15 protein-coding genes are annotated in these 17,408 nt (G+C 75.5%); 11 read left to right on the top strand and 4 right to left on the bottom strand.

What is annotated here, in order from left to right; all coding sequences use genetic code 11:
* Positions 1–271 precede the first annotated feature (271 nt).
* From ACYVQV_RS11980 to ACYVQV_RS11970, 3 genes are read right to left on the bottom strand one after another with little or no spacing between them, the layout of a single operon-like run.
* A complete protein-coding gene (locus ACYVQV_RS11980) occupies positions 272–1,525 on the bottom strand; it encodes an MFS transporter (protein WP_461023523.1) in 1,254 nt (417 codons plus the stop codon).
* 21 nt (positions 1,526–1,546) lie between these two features.
* A complete protein-coding gene (gene mmuM / locus ACYVQV_RS11975; protein WP_461023522.1) occupies positions 1,547–2,494 on the bottom strand; it encodes a homocysteine S-methyltransferase in 948 nt (315 codons plus the stop codon).
* Entirely contained in the window at positions 2,491–2,868 is a 378-nt protein-coding gene (locus ACYVQV_RS11970; protein WP_461023521.1) for a helix-turn-helix domain-containing protein, read from the bottom strand. The genes mmuM and ACYVQV_RS11970 overlap by 4 nt, the downstream gene beginning before the upstream one ends.
* A gap of 104 nt (positions 2,869–2,972) precedes the next feature.
* Between ACYVQV_RS11970 and ACYVQV_RS11965 the strand changes: the two genes are divergently transcribed.
* Genes ACYVQV_RS11965 through mnhG form a run of 6 tightly spaced genes read left to right on the top strand, consistent with a single transcriptional unit; the run spans position 2,973 to position 9,255 of the window.
* Positions 2,973–5,852: a Na+/H+ antiporter subunit A gene (locus ACYVQV_RS11965; RefSeq protein WP_461023520.1), complete on the top strand. Its 2,880-nt coding sequence runs from the start codon at positions 2,973–2,975 to the stop codon at positions 5,850–5,852.
* Positions 5,849–6,343, top strand: coding sequence for a Na(+)/H(+) antiporter subunit C (locus ACYVQV_RS11960; RefSeq protein WP_461023519.1), 495 nt, complete (start codon positions 5,849–5,851; stop codon positions 6,341–6,343). The genes ACYVQV_RS11965 and ACYVQV_RS11960 overlap by 4 nt, the downstream gene beginning before the upstream one ends.
* Positions 6,340–7,932, top strand: coding sequence for a Na+/H+ antiporter subunit D (locus tag ACYVQV_RS11955; protein ID WP_461023518.1), 1,593 nt, complete (start codon positions 6,340–6,342; stop codon positions 7,930–7,932). Before ACYVQV_RS11960 ends, ACYVQV_RS11955 begins: the two co-directional genes overlap by 4 nt.
* Positions 7,929–8,555 (top strand): Na+/H+ antiporter subunit E, encoded by a 627-nt coding sequence (locus tag ACYVQV_RS11950; protein WP_461023517.1) that lies wholly within the window; start codon positions 7,929–7,931, stop codon positions 8,553–8,555. Before ACYVQV_RS11955 ends, ACYVQV_RS11950 begins: the two co-directional genes overlap by 4 nt.
* Entirely contained in the window at positions 8,552–8,890 is a 339-nt protein-coding gene (locus ACYVQV_RS11945) for a monovalent cation/H+ antiporter complex subunit F (protein WP_461023516.1), read from the top strand. Before ACYVQV_RS11950 ends, ACYVQV_RS11945 begins: the two co-directional genes overlap by 4 nt.
* Positions 8,887–9,255, top strand: coding sequence for a monovalent cation/H(+) antiporter subunit G (gene mnhG / locus ACYVQV_RS11940; protein ID WP_461023515.1), 369 nt, complete (start codon positions 8,887–8,889; stop codon positions 9,253–9,255). Before ACYVQV_RS11945 ends, mnhG begins: the two co-directional genes overlap by 4 nt.
* A gap of 179 nt (positions 9,256–9,434) precedes the next feature.
* Here mnhG and ACYVQV_RS11935 read toward each other — a convergent pair whose 3' ends face one another.
* Positions 9,435–10,220, bottom strand: coding sequence for an IclR family transcriptional regulator (locus ACYVQV_RS11935; protein WP_461023514.1), 786 nt, complete (start codon positions 10,218–10,220; stop codon positions 9,435–9,437).
* A gap of 96 nt (positions 10,221–10,316) precedes the next feature.
* On the opposite strand from ACYVQV_RS11935, the gene hutH reads away from it, so the two are divergent.
* The 5 genes from hutH to hutI all read left to right on the top strand — a co-directional run bounded on the left by hutH (position 10,317) and on the right by hutI (position 17,392).
* Positions 10,317–11,864, top strand: coding sequence for a histidine ammonia-lyase (gene hutH / locus ACYVQV_RS11930; RefSeq protein ID WP_461023513.1), 1,548 nt, complete (start codon positions 10,317–10,319; stop codon positions 11,862–11,864).
* Positions 11,865–11,935: 71 nt separating this feature from the next.
* Positions 11,936–13,600, top strand: a complete 1,665-nt coding sequence (hutU, locus tag ACYVQV_RS11925) for a urocanate hydratase (RefSeq protein ID WP_461023512.1) — start codon at positions 11,936–11,938, stop codon at positions 13,598–13,600.
* Positions 13,597–14,811: an allantoate amidohydrolase gene (locus ACYVQV_RS11920; RefSeq protein ID WP_461023511.1), complete on the top strand. Its 1,215-nt coding sequence runs from the start codon at positions 13,597–13,599 to the stop codon at positions 14,809–14,811. Before hutU ends, ACYVQV_RS11920 begins: the two co-directional genes overlap by 4 nt.
* Positions 14,808–16,238, top strand: a complete 1,431-nt coding sequence (locus tag ACYVQV_RS11915; protein ID WP_461023510.1) for a formimidoylglutamate deiminase — start codon at positions 14,808–14,810, stop codon at positions 16,236–16,238. The genes ACYVQV_RS11920 and ACYVQV_RS11915 overlap by 4 nt, the downstream gene beginning before the upstream one ends.
* Positions 16,235–17,392, top strand: coding sequence for an imidazolonepropionase (gene hutI, locus ACYVQV_RS11910; protein ID WP_461023509.1), 1,158 nt, complete (start codon positions 16,235–16,237; stop codon positions 17,390–17,392). The genes ACYVQV_RS11915 and hutI overlap by 4 nt, the downstream gene beginning before the upstream one ends.
* Positions 17,393–17,408 lie beyond the last annotated feature (16 nt).

Below are 17,408 nucleotides of genomic sequence, written 5' to 3'. Positions count from 1 at the left end.
CCACAGTAGGCCGCGGACCAAGCCAATAGCCTACTCGCCGGTAACTTCGACTGCCCGGCCAGGTGAGTCGGCTCACTCGCCCGGCCGCCACCCCCGCGACCGCACCTTTCCACCAACCTGCGGGCTCGAGGGCCCCCGTGACCGCACCTTTCCACCGACCTGCGGGCCCGGGGGCGCCCGTGACCGCACCTTTCGACCAACCTGCGGCTCCGGAGGGGGGCTGGACCGCACCTTGGTGGAAGGGTGCGGTTCGGGTGGGTCAGTGGCCGGGTCAGTGGCCGGGGCCGGGGGACGGCGGCGGGGTCAGCAGGGACGTCGTCGGCACGAGCGCCACCGCGAGCGCCAGGGTGACTCCCACGAGCGCCCCCGTCAGCAGGAGGACGCCGGCCCAGCCGCCGGCGGCCCACGCGGTCCCGGCGAGCCCGCCGAACACCGACGACCCCAGGTAGTAGGAGAAGAGGTACAGCGACGAGGCCTGCGCCGTCCCGCCGGCGCCGAGGTGCGCCCTCGCCGCGACCCACCCGCTGGCGAGCCCGTGCGCGGCGAAGAAGCCGGTCGTCAGCACGCCCAGGCCCACGACGACCAGCCACAGCGGCTCGGCGGCCGTCAGCGCCAGACCCGCCGCCATCACCACCACGGTCACCGGCAGCACCGGACGGCGACCGCGGACGGCGACCACCCGGCCGGTCACGGTCGACGCGACGCTGCCCAGCGCGTAGACGACGAACACCGAGCCGGCGACCGCCGGGCCGAGCCGGTACGGGTCCGCGGCCAGCCGGAAGCCGGTGGCGTTGTACACGGCGACGAAGGCGCCCATCGCCGTCCCGCCGACCGCGAACAGCGCCACGAGCACCGGGTCGCGCAGCAGCGCCGCGGTCTGCCGGCCCAGGTGCCGCCAGGACGTCGGCGCGGGGCTGAAGCGCCGGGACGGCGGCAGCAGGCGGACCACCAGCACCGTGCACGCCACGGCCACGACCGCGATGCAGCCCAGTGACCACCGCCACCCGCCGACCTCGGCCAGGACCCCCGCCAGGAGCCGGCCCGTCATCCCGCCCAGCGCCGTCCCGCCGATGTAGAGCCCCGTCGCCCGGCTGAACGCCCGCTCGGACAGCTCCTCGCGCAGGTACGCGACCGCCACCGCCGGCAGGCCCGCCAGCGCGAACCCCTGCGCGGTCCGCAGCCCGAGGACGACGTCCCACGTCGGGGCGACCGCGACGAGCAGGCCCAGGAGGGACGACAGCCCGAGCGACCAGTGCATCAGCCGCACCCGGCCGCGGACCTCGGACAGCGGCCCGGCCACGAGCAGCGCGGCGCCGAGCCCGAACGTCGCCACCGACACGCTGAGCGCGGCGCGGCCCGCGGTCAGGTCGAAGTGCTCGGCGAGCTGCGGCAGCAGCGGCTGGGGTGCGTAGAGGAGGGCGAACGTGGCCAGCCCCGCCGCGAACAGGGCCACGCTGACGCGGCGGTACGCGGGGTCGTCCAGCTCGTACGGCGCGGCCCCCTCACCCGCGCGGCCGTCGCTCATCCTCGCGTGCTCACGGGCCGGTCACGGGCCCGCCAGCTGCGCCGCCACCCGCCGGACGTCGTCCGGCCCGACCCGGCAGCAGCCGCCGACCAGGCGCGCCCCGGCGGACACCCACCGGCGCGGCAGGTCGTCGTCCCAGCGCGCGTCGCCTCGCCACGTCCTGGCGACCGCGTCCCAGGTCTCCCCGCTGTTGGGGTAGGCGACGAGCGGGACGTCGACCGCCGCACCCAGGGCCGCGAGGGCCGGCTCGACGTCCGTCGGCTCGCAGCAGTTCACGCCGGCGGCGACGAGACCGGGGACGTCGCGCAGCGCGGCGCCGACGTCCGCCAGGTCGTCACCGGCGCGGGTGCGGACCGCGCCGTCCGGGCCGGTGGCCACCGTCACCGACACCCAGGTCGGCACCCGGGCACCCGCGAGCTCGAGGGCGAGCGCCTCGACCTCCGTCAGGGAGGGGACCGTCTCGCACGCCAGCACGTCCGCCCCGCCGTCGGCGGCGCCGTCCGCCACGCGCTGGGCGAGCACGTCGAGGCGCGGTCGGTGGAACCGTCGCAGCGCCGCCACGGTCGCGTCGTGCCCGCCGAGCCCGTAGGCGCCGGTGTACTCCGACCCGTCGGCCAGGCTGGCCCCGTACGGCCCGACGGACGCCGCCACCCAGGTGCCGGGTGCGTGCTCGACGCGGGCCCGGTGGGCGACGTCGACGGACCGGCGCAGCAGGTCGGGTGCGCGTTCGGCGGGGACGCCGGCGCGCGCCAACGAGGTGGCGCTCAGCTGGTACGACGCGGTCGTGCTGACCTGGGCCCCGGCGTCGAGGAAGTCGCGGTGGGCGGCGGCGACCGCGTCGGGGTCGTCCAGCAGCAGGCGCGCGGACCACAGGGCGCCGCCGAGGTCGTGGCCGGACGCCTCGAGCCGGGTGGCCAGCCCGCCGTCGAGGACGACGGGACCTGCGGCCAGCGCGTCGGCGAGTCTCACGACGCACCCGGGTCGTCGTCGCCGTCGCCGTGGTGGCACTGCCGCTGGAAGGCCAGGACGTCGGCCAGGTGGACGCGGCGGTGGCGTCCCGGCTGGTCGTAGGGGATCCGGCCCTGCTCCAGCAGCCGGACGAGCGTGGGGCGGCTGACCCCGAGGACGTCGGCGGCCTCCTGCGTCGTCAACGTCGCGGCGTGGGACGTGACGGTGACGGACAGCCCCCGGTCGAGGGCGTGCCGGATGTCCTCGAGGACGCCGTCCAGGTCGTCCCCGGGGACGAGGGTGCGGCAGTGCTGCTGGTGGCCGTGACCGCCCGGCGGTGCCGCCCGGTCCGCGGTGCCGCCCGGGCTCGCTCGGCCGTCGTCGTGGCTGTGCACGAGAGCATCCTCCGTCCTTCAAATCGAACGATTCGAACGTAGCGTGTACGCTGCGACCAGTCCACCCGCAGCCGCCCCGACCGCAGCGACCGCCAGGAGGTGACGTGACCGCCCTGCTGGCCCTGCACGTCCTGGCTGCGGCATTCGCCCCCTGGCTGGTCCACCGGCTCGGGTCGCGCGCCTTCCTGCTGCTGGCAGCCGTCCCGGCGTCGGCGTTCGCGTGGGCCCTGGCGGTCACCGGCGACGTCCGGTCGGGCGACGGCCCCCGCGAGTCGGTCACGTGGGTGCCCTCCCTGGGCGCCGAGCTCTCCCTGCGGCTGGACACGCTGGGCTGGTTGATGGTCCTCGTCGTCGGCGGCGTCGGTGCGCTGGTCCTGCTCTACTGCGCCGCGTACTTCGACGACGCGGAGGTGGCCCTGGGACGGTTCGCCGCCAGCCTGGTCGCGTTCGCGGGGGCGATGCTCGGCCTCGTCGTCAGCGACGACATGCTCGTGCTCTACCTGTTCTGGGAGCTCACGACCGTCCTGTCGTACCTGCTCATCGGGCACCTGTCCGACAAGCGCACCAGCCGCGCCGCCGCCATGCAGGCCCTCGTCGTCACCACCGCGGGCGGGCTCGCGATGCTGGTCGGCGTCGTGGTGCTCGGGCAGAGCGCCGGCACCTACTCGATGTCGGAGCTGTTCGCGGACCCGCCGACCGGCGCGGCCACCACCGTGGCCGTCGTCCTGCTCCTCGCCGGGGCCGTCACCAAGTCGGCGCTCGTGCCGTTCCACTTCTGGCTCCCCGGGGCGATGGCCGCGCCCACCCCGGTCAGCGCGTACCTGCACGCCGCGGCGATGGTGAAGGCCGGGGTCTACCTCGTCGCGCGGTTCGCGCCCGCGTTCGCCGACACCCCGCTCTGGCGGCCCGTCGTCATCGTCCTCGGCGCGACGACCATGGTGCTCGGCGGGTGGCGGGCCCTGCGCCAGACCGACCTGAAGCTGCTGCTGGCGTTCGGCACCGTGTCGCAGCTCGGCTTCCTGGTCACCCTCGTCGGGGCGGGCACGCGGGACGCCGCCCTGGCCGGCCTCACCCTGCTGGTCGCGCACGCCCTGTTCAAGGCGTGCCTGTTCCTGGTCGTGGGCGCGATCGACCACTCCACCGGCACCCGGGACCTGCGCCGGCTCACTGGCTTACGGCGGAGCATGCCGGTCGCGTTCTGGGCGTCGGCGCTCGCGCTCGCGTCGATGGCCGGGCTGCCGCCGATGCTGGGGTTCGTCGGCAAGGAGGCCGCCTACACCGCCTTCCTCGCCAGCGGCACCCTCGCGGACGGTGCGACCCTGGCCGTCCTCGTCGCCGGCTCCGCCCTCACGTTCGCGTACGGGGCGCGCTTCCTCTGGGGCGCCTTCCTCGACGTCCCCGGCCGCGAGCCGACCCCGGTGCACCGGCCGGGGTGGCTGCTGCTCGGGCCCTCCGCGCTGCTCGCGGGGATCGGCCTGGTCGCCGGGCCGCTGTCACCGGCCGCCGAGCCGATGCTCACCGGGTACACCCAGGCCTGGCCGCAGAGCGAGCACCCCGCGCACCTCGGCCTGTGGCACGGCCTCGGCCTGCCGCTGCTGCTGTCCGCCGTCAGCCTCGCCCTCGGCGCCGGGCTGTTCCTGCTCCGCAGCCGGGTCGAGGCCGCGCAGCAGCGGCTGACCACGCGGCTGGACGCCGACACCGGCTACCGGGTGACGATGCGCGCGCTGGACCGTGTGTCCCTCGAGGTCACCGGCGCCCTGCAGCGCGGCTCGCTGCCCCTGTCGCTGGGGCTGATCTTCGTCGTGCTCGTCGTGCTGCCCGGCGGGGCGGTGCTGCTGCACGGTGTGTGGCCCGACGCCGTCCGGCCGTGGGATAACGCGGGGCAGGTCGTCGTCGCCGTCATCACCGCCGTCGCCGCGGTCTGGACGGCGCGGTCCCGGCGGCGGCTGCGGGCGGCGATCCTCGTCGGGGTCGTCGGCTACGGCACGGCGATGCTCTTCCTGCTGCACGGCGCGCCAGACCTGGCCCTGACCCAGGTGCTCGTCGAGACGGTGACGCTCGTCGTGTTCGTGCTCGTCCTGCGCCGGCTGCCCGCGAAGTTCTCGGACACCCCACCAGGCCTGGGGCGCTGGGTGCGCGTCGCGCTCGGCACCGCGGTCGGCGTCGTGGTCACGGGGCTGGCGCTCACGTCCGCGGCCGTGCGGACCGCCGTCCCGGCGTCGGAGGACTTCGCCGAGGGCGCCGTCGGGTTCGGCGGCGGCTACAACATCGTCAACGTCACCCTCGTCGACATCCGCGCCTGGGACACGATGGGTGAGCTGTCCGTCATCCTGGTCGCCGCGACCGGGGTCGCCAGCCTCGTCTTCCTCCGCGAGCGGCACGCCGCCCGGCACGCGGCCGCCCTCGAGCAGACCCGCAGCGCCCGCGGCACCCACGCGGCCGTCGGCGGCGCCGGCGGGTACGCGTGGCTCGCCGGGGTAGGAGTGGGCCGTGACCGGCGCAGCGTCATCTTCGAGGTCGTCACCCGGCTCGTCTTCCACACGATCGTCCTGTACTCGCTGTACCTGCTGTTCTCCGGGCACAACAACCCCGGCGGCGGCTTCGCCGCGGGGCTCGTCGTCGGCCTCGCCCTGGCCGTCCGCTACCTGGCCGGCGGTCGCGACGAGCTCAAGGCCGCGGCACCGGTGATGCCGGGCTGGCTGCTCGGCACCGGCCTGTTCCTGTCCGCGGGCACCGGCCTGGTCTCCATCCTGCTCGGCGGCGACGTGCTGCAGAGCTGGATCCTGCAGGCCGAGCTGCCCCTGCTCGGCGACGTCAAGCTCGTCACGTCGCTGTTCTTCGACGTCGGCGTCTACGTCGTCGTCCTCGGGCTGATGCTCGACGTCCTGCGCAGCCTCGGGGGCGAGCTCGACGTGCAGATCGCCGCCGAGCGCGGGGAGGACGACGACCCCTTCGTCCGGGCCGACACGGGAGGACCGGCGTGATCCCCAACCTCACCCTCTGCCTGCTGGTCGGGCTGCTCTTCGGCACCGGCGTCTACCTGGTGCTGGCGCGCAGCATCTCCCGGGCGCTGCTCGGCCTGCTGCTGCTCGGCAACGGCGCCAACATCCTGTTCCTCGTCGCCAGCGGCGAGCCGGGCCGGGCGCCCATCGTCAACGTCAACGACGAGGCGGAGATCAGCGACCCGCTGCCCCAGGCGATGGTGCTCACCGCCATCGTCATCACCCTCGGCATGACCGCGTTCATCCTCGCGATGGCGCACCGCTCCTGGCAGATCGCGCAGTCCGACGTCGTCGAGGACGACGTCGAGGACGTCCGCATCCTGCGCAAGGCCGCCCAGGACGACATGACGCACAGCGACTTCGCCGGGGACGACGACATCACCGACGACGTCCACGACGCCGAGGAGCTGCACGTCGCCGGCACCCCCGGTCTCGTCGTCGACCCGGACCGACCCGAGGACCTCGCCCCGTGACCGCCGGCCTGAGCCCGCTCATCGCGCTCGTCGGCGCCGCCGCCGACACCACGGCCACCGCCTGGCACACCCTGGTGCCGCTGCCCGTCGTCCTGCCGCTCGTCGGTGCCGGCATCACGATCGCCGTCGCCCGCCGCACGCACCTGCAGCGCGTGGTCTCGGTCCTGGTCCTCACCGCCGTGCTGGCGGTGAACGGCGCCCTGCTCGTCGGTGCCGACCGCGAGGGCCCGCTCGTCGTCGAGGCCGGAGGCTGGCCCGCGCCCACGGGCATCGTCCTCGTCGTGGACCGGCTGTCCGCGCTGATGCTCGTGGTGTCAGGCCTCGTCACCCTCGGGGTGCTGCTCTACTCCATCGGCCAGGGCCGCGCCGCAGGCGACGACGACGAACGGGACGGCGAGGCGCCGCTGCCGATCTTCCACCCCACGTTGCTCGTGCTGTCCGCGGGCGTGGCGAACACGTTCGTCTCCGGTGACCTGTTCAACCTGTACGTCGGCTTCGAGATCCTGCTCGCCGCGTCGTTCGTCCTGCTCACCCTCGGGGGGACGGCGCCACGCATCCGCGCCGGGATCACGTACGTCGTCGTCAGCCTCGTGTCGTCGCTGGTGTTCCTCGTCGCGATCGCGCTCGTGTACGCCGCCACCGGCACGGTGAACCTGGCGCAGCTCGCGGGACGGTTGGACGACCTGCCCGACGGCACCCGGCTGGTGCTGCAGCTGATGCTGCTGCTCGGCTTCGCGATCAAGGCCGCCGTCTTCCCCCTGTCGGGGTGGCTGCCCGACTCCTACCCGACCGCGCCCGCGCCCGTCACCGCCGTGTTCGCCGGCCTGCTGACGAAGGTCGGCGTGTACGCGATCATCCGCACGCAGACGCTGCTGTTCCCCGACGGACGGCTCACCGACCTGCTGCTGTGGGCGGCGCTGGCGACGATGCTCGTCGGCATCCTCGGGGCGGTCGCACAGGACGACATCAAGCGGATGCTGTCGTTCACCCTCGTCAGCCACATCGGGTACATGGTGTTCGGGATCGCGCTCGGCTCCTGGACCGGGCTCTCGGCGGCCATCTTCTACGTGGCGCACCACATCACGATCCAGACCACGCTGTTCCTCGTCACGGGCCTGATCGAGCGGCGCGGTGGCAGCACCTCGCTCACCGAGCTCGGCGGGCTGGCCCGGCTGGCGCCGGTGCTGGGCGTGCTGTTCTTCGTCCCGGCGATGAACCTGGCGGGCATCCCGCCGTTCTCCGGCTTCCTCGGCAAGGTGGGGCTGCTCCAGGCCGGCGTGGACGACGGGTCGTGGCTGGCGTACGTGCTCGTCGCCGGGTCCGTCGTCACCAGCCTGCTCACCCTCTACGCCGTGGCCCGCACCTGGGGTCGCGCGTTCTGGCAGGCGCCGCCGGAGCGACTGGCGAGGACCGCGGGCCGGGTGGCCATGCCGCTCGGGATGGTCCTGCCCGCCACCCTGCTCGTCGTCGCCGGGCTGAGCCTGACCGTCGTCGCCGGTCCGCTGTTCGCCGTCACGGACCGGGCCGCCGCCGACCTGCTGGCCCGCACCCCCTACGTGGACTCCGTCTTCCCCGGCGGTGCGCCGTGACCCGCGCGCGCAGGGTGCAGGCCTTCCCGGTCCTGTGGCTGGCCGCCGTCTGGGTGCTGCTGTGGGGCAACCTCAGCTGGGCCAACGTGCTGGGCGGCCTGGCGCTCGGGCTGTTCATCACGGTCGTCTTCCCGCTGCCGCGGGTCGTGGCGGGGGTGCGCGTCCGGCCGCTGAAGGCGTCGGCGGTGGTGCTGCGCTTCCTGCGCGACGTGCTGGTCGCGAGCTTCCAGGTGTCGTGGCTGGCGCTGCGGCCCCAGCCGCTGCCGGCCAGCAGCCTCGTCGTCGTCCACCTGCACGGCCGGGCCGAGCTCTTCCAGACGATCGTCGCGGAGATGACGGCCCTCGTCCCGGGCTCCGTCGTCATCGACCTCGACCCCGAGTCGGGCCGGCTGGCGCTGCACGTCCTGGCCGCCGACACCCCGGAGAAGGTGGAGGGCATGCGCCAGCGCACCCTGGACCTCGAGCGGCGCGTGGTCGCCGCCCTGGCCGCCGACCCCGAGGACGTCGGACGCCGCGACTCCGGCTTCGAGACCCGCGACACCGACGACTCCTCCGACGGCTCCTCCGGCGGTGCAGGTGTCGAGGACGTCGACGCGGGTGTCGAGGCGCGGGAGGGGATGTGAGCGACCTGCTGACCGCCGTGGCGACCGTGGTCGTCGTCGCCCTGCTGGGCACGGCCGCCGCCCTCGTCGTGGCGCGGATCGTGCGCGGTCCGACGGTGCTGGACCGCGTCATCGCGATCGACGTGCTCATCTCCATCGTGGTGTGCGCGCTCGGGTTGGAGGCTGCGGTCAACCGGCACTCCACGACCCTGCCGATCCTCATCGCCCTGTCGCTCATCGGGTTCGTCGGGTCGGTCAGCGTCGCCCGGTTCGTGGCCCGGGACGTCGACGACCCCGACGACGTGGGCACGGCGACCCCCGGCCCTGCCGGCTCTGGCGGGGAGGTGACCCGGTGAGCGGCGGTGACGTCCTGGACGTTCTCGGACTGGCCTGCCTCGTCGTCGGCGCGTTCCTGTCCCTGGCGGCGGCGGTCGGGATGCTGCGCTTCCCCGACCTGCTCGCGCGGATGCACGCGGCCACCAAGCCGCAGGTCCTCGGCGTCCTGCTGACCCTGCTCGGGGTGGGCCTGCGGATCCGGTCCGGCCTCGACATCGGCATGCTCGTGCTGGTGGGTGTCTTCCAGCTGCTGACCATCCCCGTCGGCGCGCACATGGTCGCGCGCGCCGCGTACCGGACGGGCCAGATCGGCGACCTCGACCTGGCCGTCGACGAGCTCGCCGAGGAGCCCGAGATCGAGGAGCGGCGCCCGCCCACCCCCTGACCGCACCTTTCCACCACCGTGCGGTCCGAGCGCGCCCCGTGACCGCACCTTTCCACCAACGTGCGGCCTGAGTGCGCCCCTTGACCGCACCTTTCCACCAACGTGCGGTCCCAGAGGCCCGATCTACCGCAGGTTGGTGGAAAGGTGCGGGAGGGGCAGGGGAGGGGCAGGGGGCGGGGTCAGGGGGTGGTGGACGGGCGCCCGGCGAGCCGGGTGGTCAGGCCCGCGGCGACGCGCCGGGCGTGCCGGGCGGCGTCCACCGTCGCCGCGTCGTCCAGGTCGTCCGCCGGGTAGGTGATCGCGACGGCGGCCACCGGGTGCCCGGTGTGGTCGTGCACCGCCGCGGCGACCGACGCGAACCCCGGGGTCACCTCGCCGTCCTCGACCGCCCACCCGCGCGAGCGCACCTCGACCAGCAGCCGGCGCAGGGCCGTCAGGGACCGCGGTCCCGTCCCGTGCCGGTCCACGAACGCCGACGCGTCCGGGAAGAGCGCGCGCACCTGCGCGGCCGGCAGGGAGGCGAGCAGCGCCCGCCCGCTGGCGGTGAGCTGCGCCGGCAGGCGCACGCCCACGTCCGTCACGAGCGGCGGGCGCCCCGGCGCGCGTTCCTCGATGACGTACAGCACCTCCCGGCCGTGCAGGACGGCGAGGTGCGCGCCGTGCCCGACCTCGTCGACGAGCCGGGCGAGCGGCCCGGCGGCGAGGCGGGCCAGCGGGGCCTGGCGGGAGTACGCCGAGCCGAGCTCGAAGGCGCTGACCCCCAGACCCCAGCGCCGCTCCGCGGGCAGGTGGACGACGAAACCGGCGCGCTCGGCCTCCGCGAGCAGGTGGTAGGTGCTCGACCGGGGGAGCTCCAGCTCCCGGGCGATCGTGGCCGCGGGGAGCGGCTCGGCGCGCCGGGCCATCAGCCGCAGCAGCCGCAGGGTGCTGCGCGCCGCCGGGACGGAGGACGACGGTGACGGCACGGGCGCCTCCGGGTCGCGGCGAACGGTCTGGGATCCCAGACACTAGCGGTCGGCGGTGGGTCGCTCCGGCCGGGGTGCGGCGGTTCGATGGACCCCATGGGGATCGAGCAGGTGGTGGTCGGCGTCGGGCCGGTGACGCCCGAGCAGGTGGTGGCGGTCGCGCGCGAGGGTGCGGGCGTCCGGCTGGGGGACGACGCCCTGGCGGCGATGGCCGCGAGCCGCGCCGTCGTCGAGGCGCTCGCGGACGACGACCAGCCGCACTACGGCGTCTCCACCGGGTTCGGTGCCCTCGCCACCCGGCACATCCCGGTCGAGCAGCGGGCGCAGCTGCAGCGCAGCCTGATCCGCTCCCACGCCGCCGGGTCCGGGCCGGAGGTGGAGCGGGAGGTGGTCCGCGCGCTGATGCTGCTGCGGCTGTCGACCCTGGCGACGGGCCGCACCGGCGTCCGACCGTCCACCGCGCAGGCGTACGCGGCGATCCTCGACGCGGGGCTGACCCCCGTCGTCCACGAGTACGGCTCGCTGGGCTGCTCCGGCGACCTCGCCCCGCTCAGCCACGTCGCGCTCGCGCTGATGGGCGAGGGGCAGCTGCGGGACGCGGGCGGCGCCCTCCGCCCGGCCGCGGAGGCGCTGCGCGAGAACGGCATCGAGCCCGTCCGGCTCGCCGAGAAGGAGGGACTGGCCCTCGTCAACGGCACCGACGGGATGCTCGGCCAGCTCGTCCTCGCCCTGCACGACCTGCGCCGGCTGCTCGAGGTCGCCGACGTCGCCGCGGCGATGAGCGTCGAGGCGCTGATGGGGACCGACGCGGTGTTCGCCGAGGACCTGCAGGCCCTGCGCCCGCACCCGGGGGTCGCGACGTCCGCGGCGAACCTGCGCCGGCTGCTCGCGGGCAGCGGGATCATGGCCGCGCACCGCGAGCCGTTCGAGTGCACCCGCGTGCAGGACGCGTACTCGCTGCGCTGCTCCCCGCAGGTGCACGGCGCGGCCCGGGACACCGTCGACCACGCGGCGCTCGTCGCGTCCCGCGAGCTGGCCGCGGCGATCGACAACCCCGTCGTCACCCCCGACGGGAGGGTCGAGTCCAACGGCAGCTTCCACGGCGCACCGGTCGGCTACGTCCTGGACTTCCTCGCGGTCGCCGTCGCCGACGTGGCGAGCATCAGCGAGCGGCGCACCGACCGGTTCCTCGACCGCGCCCGCAACCACGGCCTGCCGCCGTTCCTCGCCGGCGACCCCGGCGTCGACTCCGGGCACATGATCGCCCAGTACACGGCCGCGGGGATCGTCAGCGAGCTCAAGCGCCTGGCCGCCCCGGCGAGCGTCGACTCGATCCCGTCGTCGGCGATGCAGGAGGACCACGTCTCGATGGGCTGGGCCGCCGCCCGCAAGCTGCGCCGGGCGCTCGACGGGCTGACCCGGGTGCTGGCGGTGGAGGTCCTGACGGCGGCCCGCGCCCTCGACCAGCGCGCCCCGCTCGACCCCGCGCCGGCCACCGCGGCCGTCAGGGACGCCGTCCGGGCCGCCGGGGTCGCCGGTCCGGGCCCGGACCGCCACCTGTCACCCGAGATCGAGACCGTCGTCCGGCTCGTCGCCGACGGCACCCTGCTGGACGCGGTCCCCGGCGCCCCACGACCGGTCTGACGGACGTCGGACAGCCAACGGACAGCCACGAGACACCAGTCACCGCACGGCACGCGAGAAGAGGACTCCCCATGGACGGCGCACGACCGGTCCGCGCACCGCGCGGCACCACCCTGACCGCCCGCAGCTGGCAGACCGAGGCGCCGCTGCGGATGCTGATGAACAACCTCGACCCCGAGGTCGCCGAGCGCCCGGACGACCTCGTCGTCTACGGCGGCACCGGCCGCGCCGCGCGCGACTGGCGCAGCTACGACGCGATGGTCCGCGCCCTGACCACCCTCGCGGACGACGAGACGATGCTCGTGCAGTCCGGTCGCCCCGTCGGGGTGATGCGCACGCACGAGTGGGCGCCACGGGTGCTCATCGCGAACTCCAACCTCGTCGGCGACTGGGCGACGTGGCCGGAGTTCCGGCGCCTGGAGCACCAGGGCCTGACGATGTACGGCCAGATGACCGCCGGCTCGTGGATCTACATCGGCACCCAGGGCATCCTGCAGGGCACCTACGAGACGTTCGCCGCCGTCGCCGCGAAGCGGTTCGGGGGGACCCTCGCCGGGACGCTCACCCTCACCGGCGGGTGCGGCGGGATGGGCGGCGCGCAGCCGCTCGCCGTCACCCTCAACGGCGGCGTCTGCCTCGTCGTGGACGTCGACCCGGCGCGGCTGCACCGTCGGGTCGAGCACCGCTACCTCGACGTCGTCGCCGACGACCTGGACGACGCCGTCCGGCGCTGCCTGGACGCGAAGGGCGCCCGCGAGGCCCTGTCCGTCGGCCTGGTCGGGAACGCGGCCGAGGTCTTCCCCGAGCTGCTGCGCCGCGGCGTGGAGGTGGACGTCGTCACCGACCAGACGAGCGCGCACGACCCGCTGAGCTACCTGCCCGAGGGCGTCGACCTCGCCGACTGGCACGAGTACGCCGAGAAGAAGCCGGAGGAGTTCACCGACCGCGCCCGGGCGTCGATGGCGAAGCACGTCGAGGCGATGGTCGGCTTCCTGGACGCCGGCGCGGAGGTCTTCGACTACGGCAACTCGATCCGCGACGAGGCGCGGCAGGGCGGGTACGACCGGGCGTTCGCCTTCGCCGGGTTCGTGCCCGCGTACATCCGGCCGCTGTTCTGCGAGGGCAAGGGCCCGTTCCGCTGGGCGGCGCTGTCCGGCGACCCGGCGGACATCGCCGCGACCGACCGGGCGGTGCTCGACCTCTTCCCGGAGGACGACCACCTCGCCCGGTGGATCCGTGCCGCCGGGGAGAAGGTCGCCTTCCAGGGGCTGCCGTCGCGGATCTGCTGGCTCGGCTACGGCGAGCGCCACCAGGCGGGGCTGCGGTTCAACGAGATGGTGGCGTCCGGCGAGCTGTCCGCGCCCGTCGTCATCGGCCGCGACCACCTCGACTCCGGGTCCGTGGCCTCCCCGTACCGCGAGACCGAGGCGATGGCCGACGGGTCCGACGCGATCGCGGACTGGCCGCTGCTCAACGCGCTCGTCAACGCCTCGTCCGGGGCGACGTGGGTGTCGATCCACCACGGCGGCGGCGTCGGCATCGGCCGGTCCCTGCACGCCGGGCAGGTCAGCGTCGCCGACGGCACGCCGCTGGCCGCCCAGAAGCTCGAGCGGGTGCTGACCAACGACCCGGGGATGGGCGTCATCCGGCACGTGGACGCCGGGTACGACCTGGCCGCGGACGTCGCCGTGCAGCGCGGTGTGCGGGTGCCGATGCGCGAGGGCGACCCGGCGTGAGCGTCACGGGCTCGTCGTTCGACCGGTCGTGGGCCGATCTCGCCCCCGTCGGCCGGAACCCGCGCACCGGCGGCTACCGGCGGTTCGCCTGGACGCCCGAGGACGCGACGCTGCGCGAGTGGTTCACGGCCGCAGCCACCGAGCGCGGGCTGGAGGTCGTGACGGACCGCGTCGGCAACCTGTGGGCGTGGTGGGGCGACCCGGACGCCGACGGGCCCGGGCTGGTGCTCGGCAGCCACCTGGACTCCGTCCCCGAGGGCGGCGCCTTCGACGGCCCGCTCGGGGTGGTGTCGTCCCTGGCGGCGCTGGACGTCCTGCGCGACAGCGGGTTCAGACCGCGCAGACCCCTGGCGGTCGCCGTGTTCGGTGACGAGGAGGGCGCGCGCTTCGGGGTCGCCTGCGCGGGCAGCCGCGTCCTCACCGGCGCGATGACGGCCGAGCGGGCGCTCGCCCTGCGCGACGCCGAGGGCACCACCATGGCCGACGCGATGCGTGCCGCGGGTCACGAGCCGGGGCAGGTCGGCCGCGACGACGAGACGCTGCGCCGGGTCGGGACGTTCGTCGAGCTGCACGTCGAGCAGGGCCGGGCGCTCGTCGACGCCCACGACGGCGCGGGCGCGGCGGTCGGCGTCGCGTCGTCGATCTGGCCGCACGGCCGCTGGCGGCTGGACCTGCCCGGCCGTGCCGACCACGCCGGCACCACCCGGCTGGAGGACCGCGACGACCCGATGCTGCGGCTGGCCGCGGCGATCACCACCGCCCGCAGCGCGGCGGCGGCGCGCGCCGCGGTCGCCACCGTCGGCAAGGTGGCCGTCGAACCCAACGGCGTCAACGCGATCCCGTCGTCCGTCACCGCCTGGCTGGACTCCCGCGGGCCCGACCCGGACGACGTCCGGGCCGTCGTCGCCGACGTCGCCGCTGCGGCGGGTGCCGAGGCGGTCGAGGAGTCGTGGACGGCGTCCACGCCGTTCGCCGCCGACCTGCGGGACCGGCTCTCGACGCTGCTCGCGGACGACCGCGGGCCAGCGCCGGTCCTGGCCACCGGCGCCGGGCACGACGCCGGGATCCTCGCCGCCGCCGGGGTGCCGACCGCCATGCTGTTCGTGCGCAACCCGACCGGCGTCTCCCACTCGCCCGACGAGCACGCGGAGCGGGACGACTGCCTGGCGGGGGTCGACGCGCTGGTGCGGGTGGTGGAGGAGCTGGCGTGACGGACCACGGTGGCGGGCGGGCGTACTGGTGCGAGCACGCCTGGCTGCCCGCGCAGACCCCCGGCGCGACCGCCGGCCCCGTCGCGTCCGTGCGCGTCGTCGTGGACGGCGAGCGCATCGGGTTCGTGAGCCCGGGCGCGAGCCCGGAGCCGGGCGACCACCGGCTCGCCGGGCTCGTCCTGCCGGGCTTCGCGAACGCCCACTCGCACGCCTTCCACCGGGCGCTGCGTGGACGCACCCACGGCGACGACCCGCACGCCCCGGGCGAGCACGGGTCCTTCTGGACCTGGCGACGGCGGATGTACGAGGTCGCCGCCGTCCTCGACCCCGACCTGTACCTGGCCCTCGCGCGGGCCACCTACGCGGAGATGGCCCTGTCCGGGGTGAGCGCGGTGGGGGAGTTCCACTACCTGCACCACGGTTCCGGGGGGCAGCCGTACGCCGACCCGAACGTGATGGGCGCGGCGCTCGTCGAGGCCGCCGCCGACGCCGGGATCCGGCTGACGCTGCTCGACACCTGCTACCTCGCCGGCGGGCTCGACGCCGGTGGCCACCGCCCCCTGGACGACGTCCAGCGCCGGTTCGCGGACGCGGACGCCGACGCCTGGGCGGAGCGGCAGGCGGCGCGGTCGGTGCAGGACCCCGGGCACCGCCACGTCCGGCACGGCGTCGCCGCCCACTCGGTGCGCGCCGTCCCGGCCGAGCACCTGCACGTCGTCCGGGACGCCGCCGCGGGCCGTCCGCTGCACGTGCACCTGTCCGAGCAGCCCGCCGAGAACGAGGCGTGCCACGCCCGGTACGGGCTGACCCCGACGGGTCTGCTCGCCGAGCACGAGGTGCTCGGTCCGCGGACCACCGCCGTGCACGCCACCCACCTGACCCGCCTGGACGTCCAGACCCTGGCCGCCACCGGGACGACCGTGTGCGCGTGCCCCACGACCGAGGCCGACCTCGCCGACGGCATCGGACCGTTCGGCGCGCTGCGGGACGCCGGCAGCCCGGTGTGCGTCGGCAGCGACCAGCACGTCGCCACCGACCTGCTGAGGGAGGCCCAGCTCGTCGAGGGGTACGAGCGGCTCGCCACCGGCCGACGCGGCACGTTCGCGCCGGCCGACCTCGTCGGCGTCCTGACCCGAGACGGCCACCGCGCGCTCGGGTGGGACGGCGGCGAGCTGCGGCCGGGTGCCCACGCGGACCTGGTGGCGGTGCGGCTCGACGGCCCGCGCACCGCCGGTGCCGCCCTCGACCAGGTCCCCGTGGTCGCCGCCGCGGACGACGTCCACGCCGTCGTCGTCGACGGCCGGGTCGTCGTCGACGACGGCCGGCACACCCTCGGGGACGTCGGGGCGCTGCTGCGGGACGCCGTCCGGGACGTCTGGGCCGCCGTGGCGTCGCGACACTCGACGACCGGGAAGAGGGACGCATGACCACGCTCGTCACGGGTATCACCGAGCTCGTCACCAACGACCCGTCACTGGGGAGCGGGCCGCTGGGACGGGTGGCCGGTGCCGCGCTCGTCGCGGACGAGGGGACGGTCGTCTGGATCGGGGAGCAGGCGTCGGCACCGGCCGCCGACCGGCGCGTGGACCTCGGCGGGCGGGCCGTCGTGCCCGGCTTCGTCGACGCGCACGCGCACCTGGTGTTCGCCGGGGACCGGTCGGCGGAGTTCGAGGCCCGGATGAGCGGCGTCCCGTACGACGGGGGCGGGATCGCGTCGACCGTGCAGGCCACGCGGGCCGCCCCGGACGACGTGCTGCAGGCGCGGCTCGTCGGGTTCGTCGCCGAGATGCGGGCCCAGGGGACCACGACCGTCGAGGTGAAGTCCGGGTACGGGCTGACCGTCGCCGACGAGGAGCGGGCCCTGCGGCTGGCGCGCGAGGTCACCGACGAGACCACGTTCCTCGGTGCCCACGTCGTCCCGCCGGAGTACGCCGGTCGCGTCGACGACTACGTCGCGCTCGTGACCGGGCCGATGCTCGACGCGTGCGCGCCGCACGCCCGGTGGGTCGACGTGTTCTGCGAGCCGGCGTCCCCGCACGCGTTCGACGCCGACGCCGCGCGCACCGTCCTCGAGGCCGGGGCGGCGCGCGGTCTCGGCCTGCGGGTGCACGGCAACCAGCTCGCCCCCGGGCCGGGTGCGCGGCTGGCGGTCGAGCTCGGGGCGGCCAGCGTCGACCACTGCACGTACCTGGACGACGCGGACGTCGACGCGCTCGCGGCGGGGACGACCGTCGCCACGCTGCTGCCCGGCGTGGAGTTCTCCACCCGCTCGCCGTACCCGGACGCCCGCCGGCTGCTCGACGCCGGAGTGACGGTCGCGCTGGCGACGGACTGCAACCCGGGCACGTCGTTCACCTCGTCGATGCCGTTCTGCGTCGCGCTCGCGGTCCGGGAGATGGGGATGACCCCGGCCGAGGCCCTGTGGGCGGCGACCGCGGGCGGCGCCGCGGCGCTGCGGCGCGACGACGTCGGGGTGCTGCGGGTCGGGGCCCGCGCCGACCTCGCCGTCCTGGACGCCCCGTCGTACCGGCACCTGGCCTACCGGCCGGGGGTGCCGTTGGCCCGGGCCCTGGAGGTCTGAGCGGCGAGCCGCCCGG

Source organism: Thalassiella azotivora (genome assembly GCF_054781695.1).
Note: the sequence above shows the minus strand (reverse complement) of the source record. Positions and strands in the feature narration are given on the sequence as shown.

Coding starts and splice junctions, on each gene's coding strand:
- hutU (WP_461023512.1), top strand. CDS start 11,936: ATGGACGGCGCACGACCGGTCCGCGCACCGCGCGGCACCACCCTGACC.
- ACYVQV_RS11980 (WP_461023523.1), bottom strand. CDS start 1,525: ATGAGCGACGGCCGCGCGGGTGAGGGGGCCGCGCCGTACGAGCTGGAC.
- hutI (WP_461023509.1), top strand. CDS start 16,235: ATGACCACGCTCGTCACGGGTATCACCGAGCTCGTCACCAACGACCCG.
- hutH (WP_461023513.1), top strand. CDS start 10,317: ATGGGGATCGAGCAGGTGGTGGTCGGCGTCGGGCCGGTGACGCCCGAG.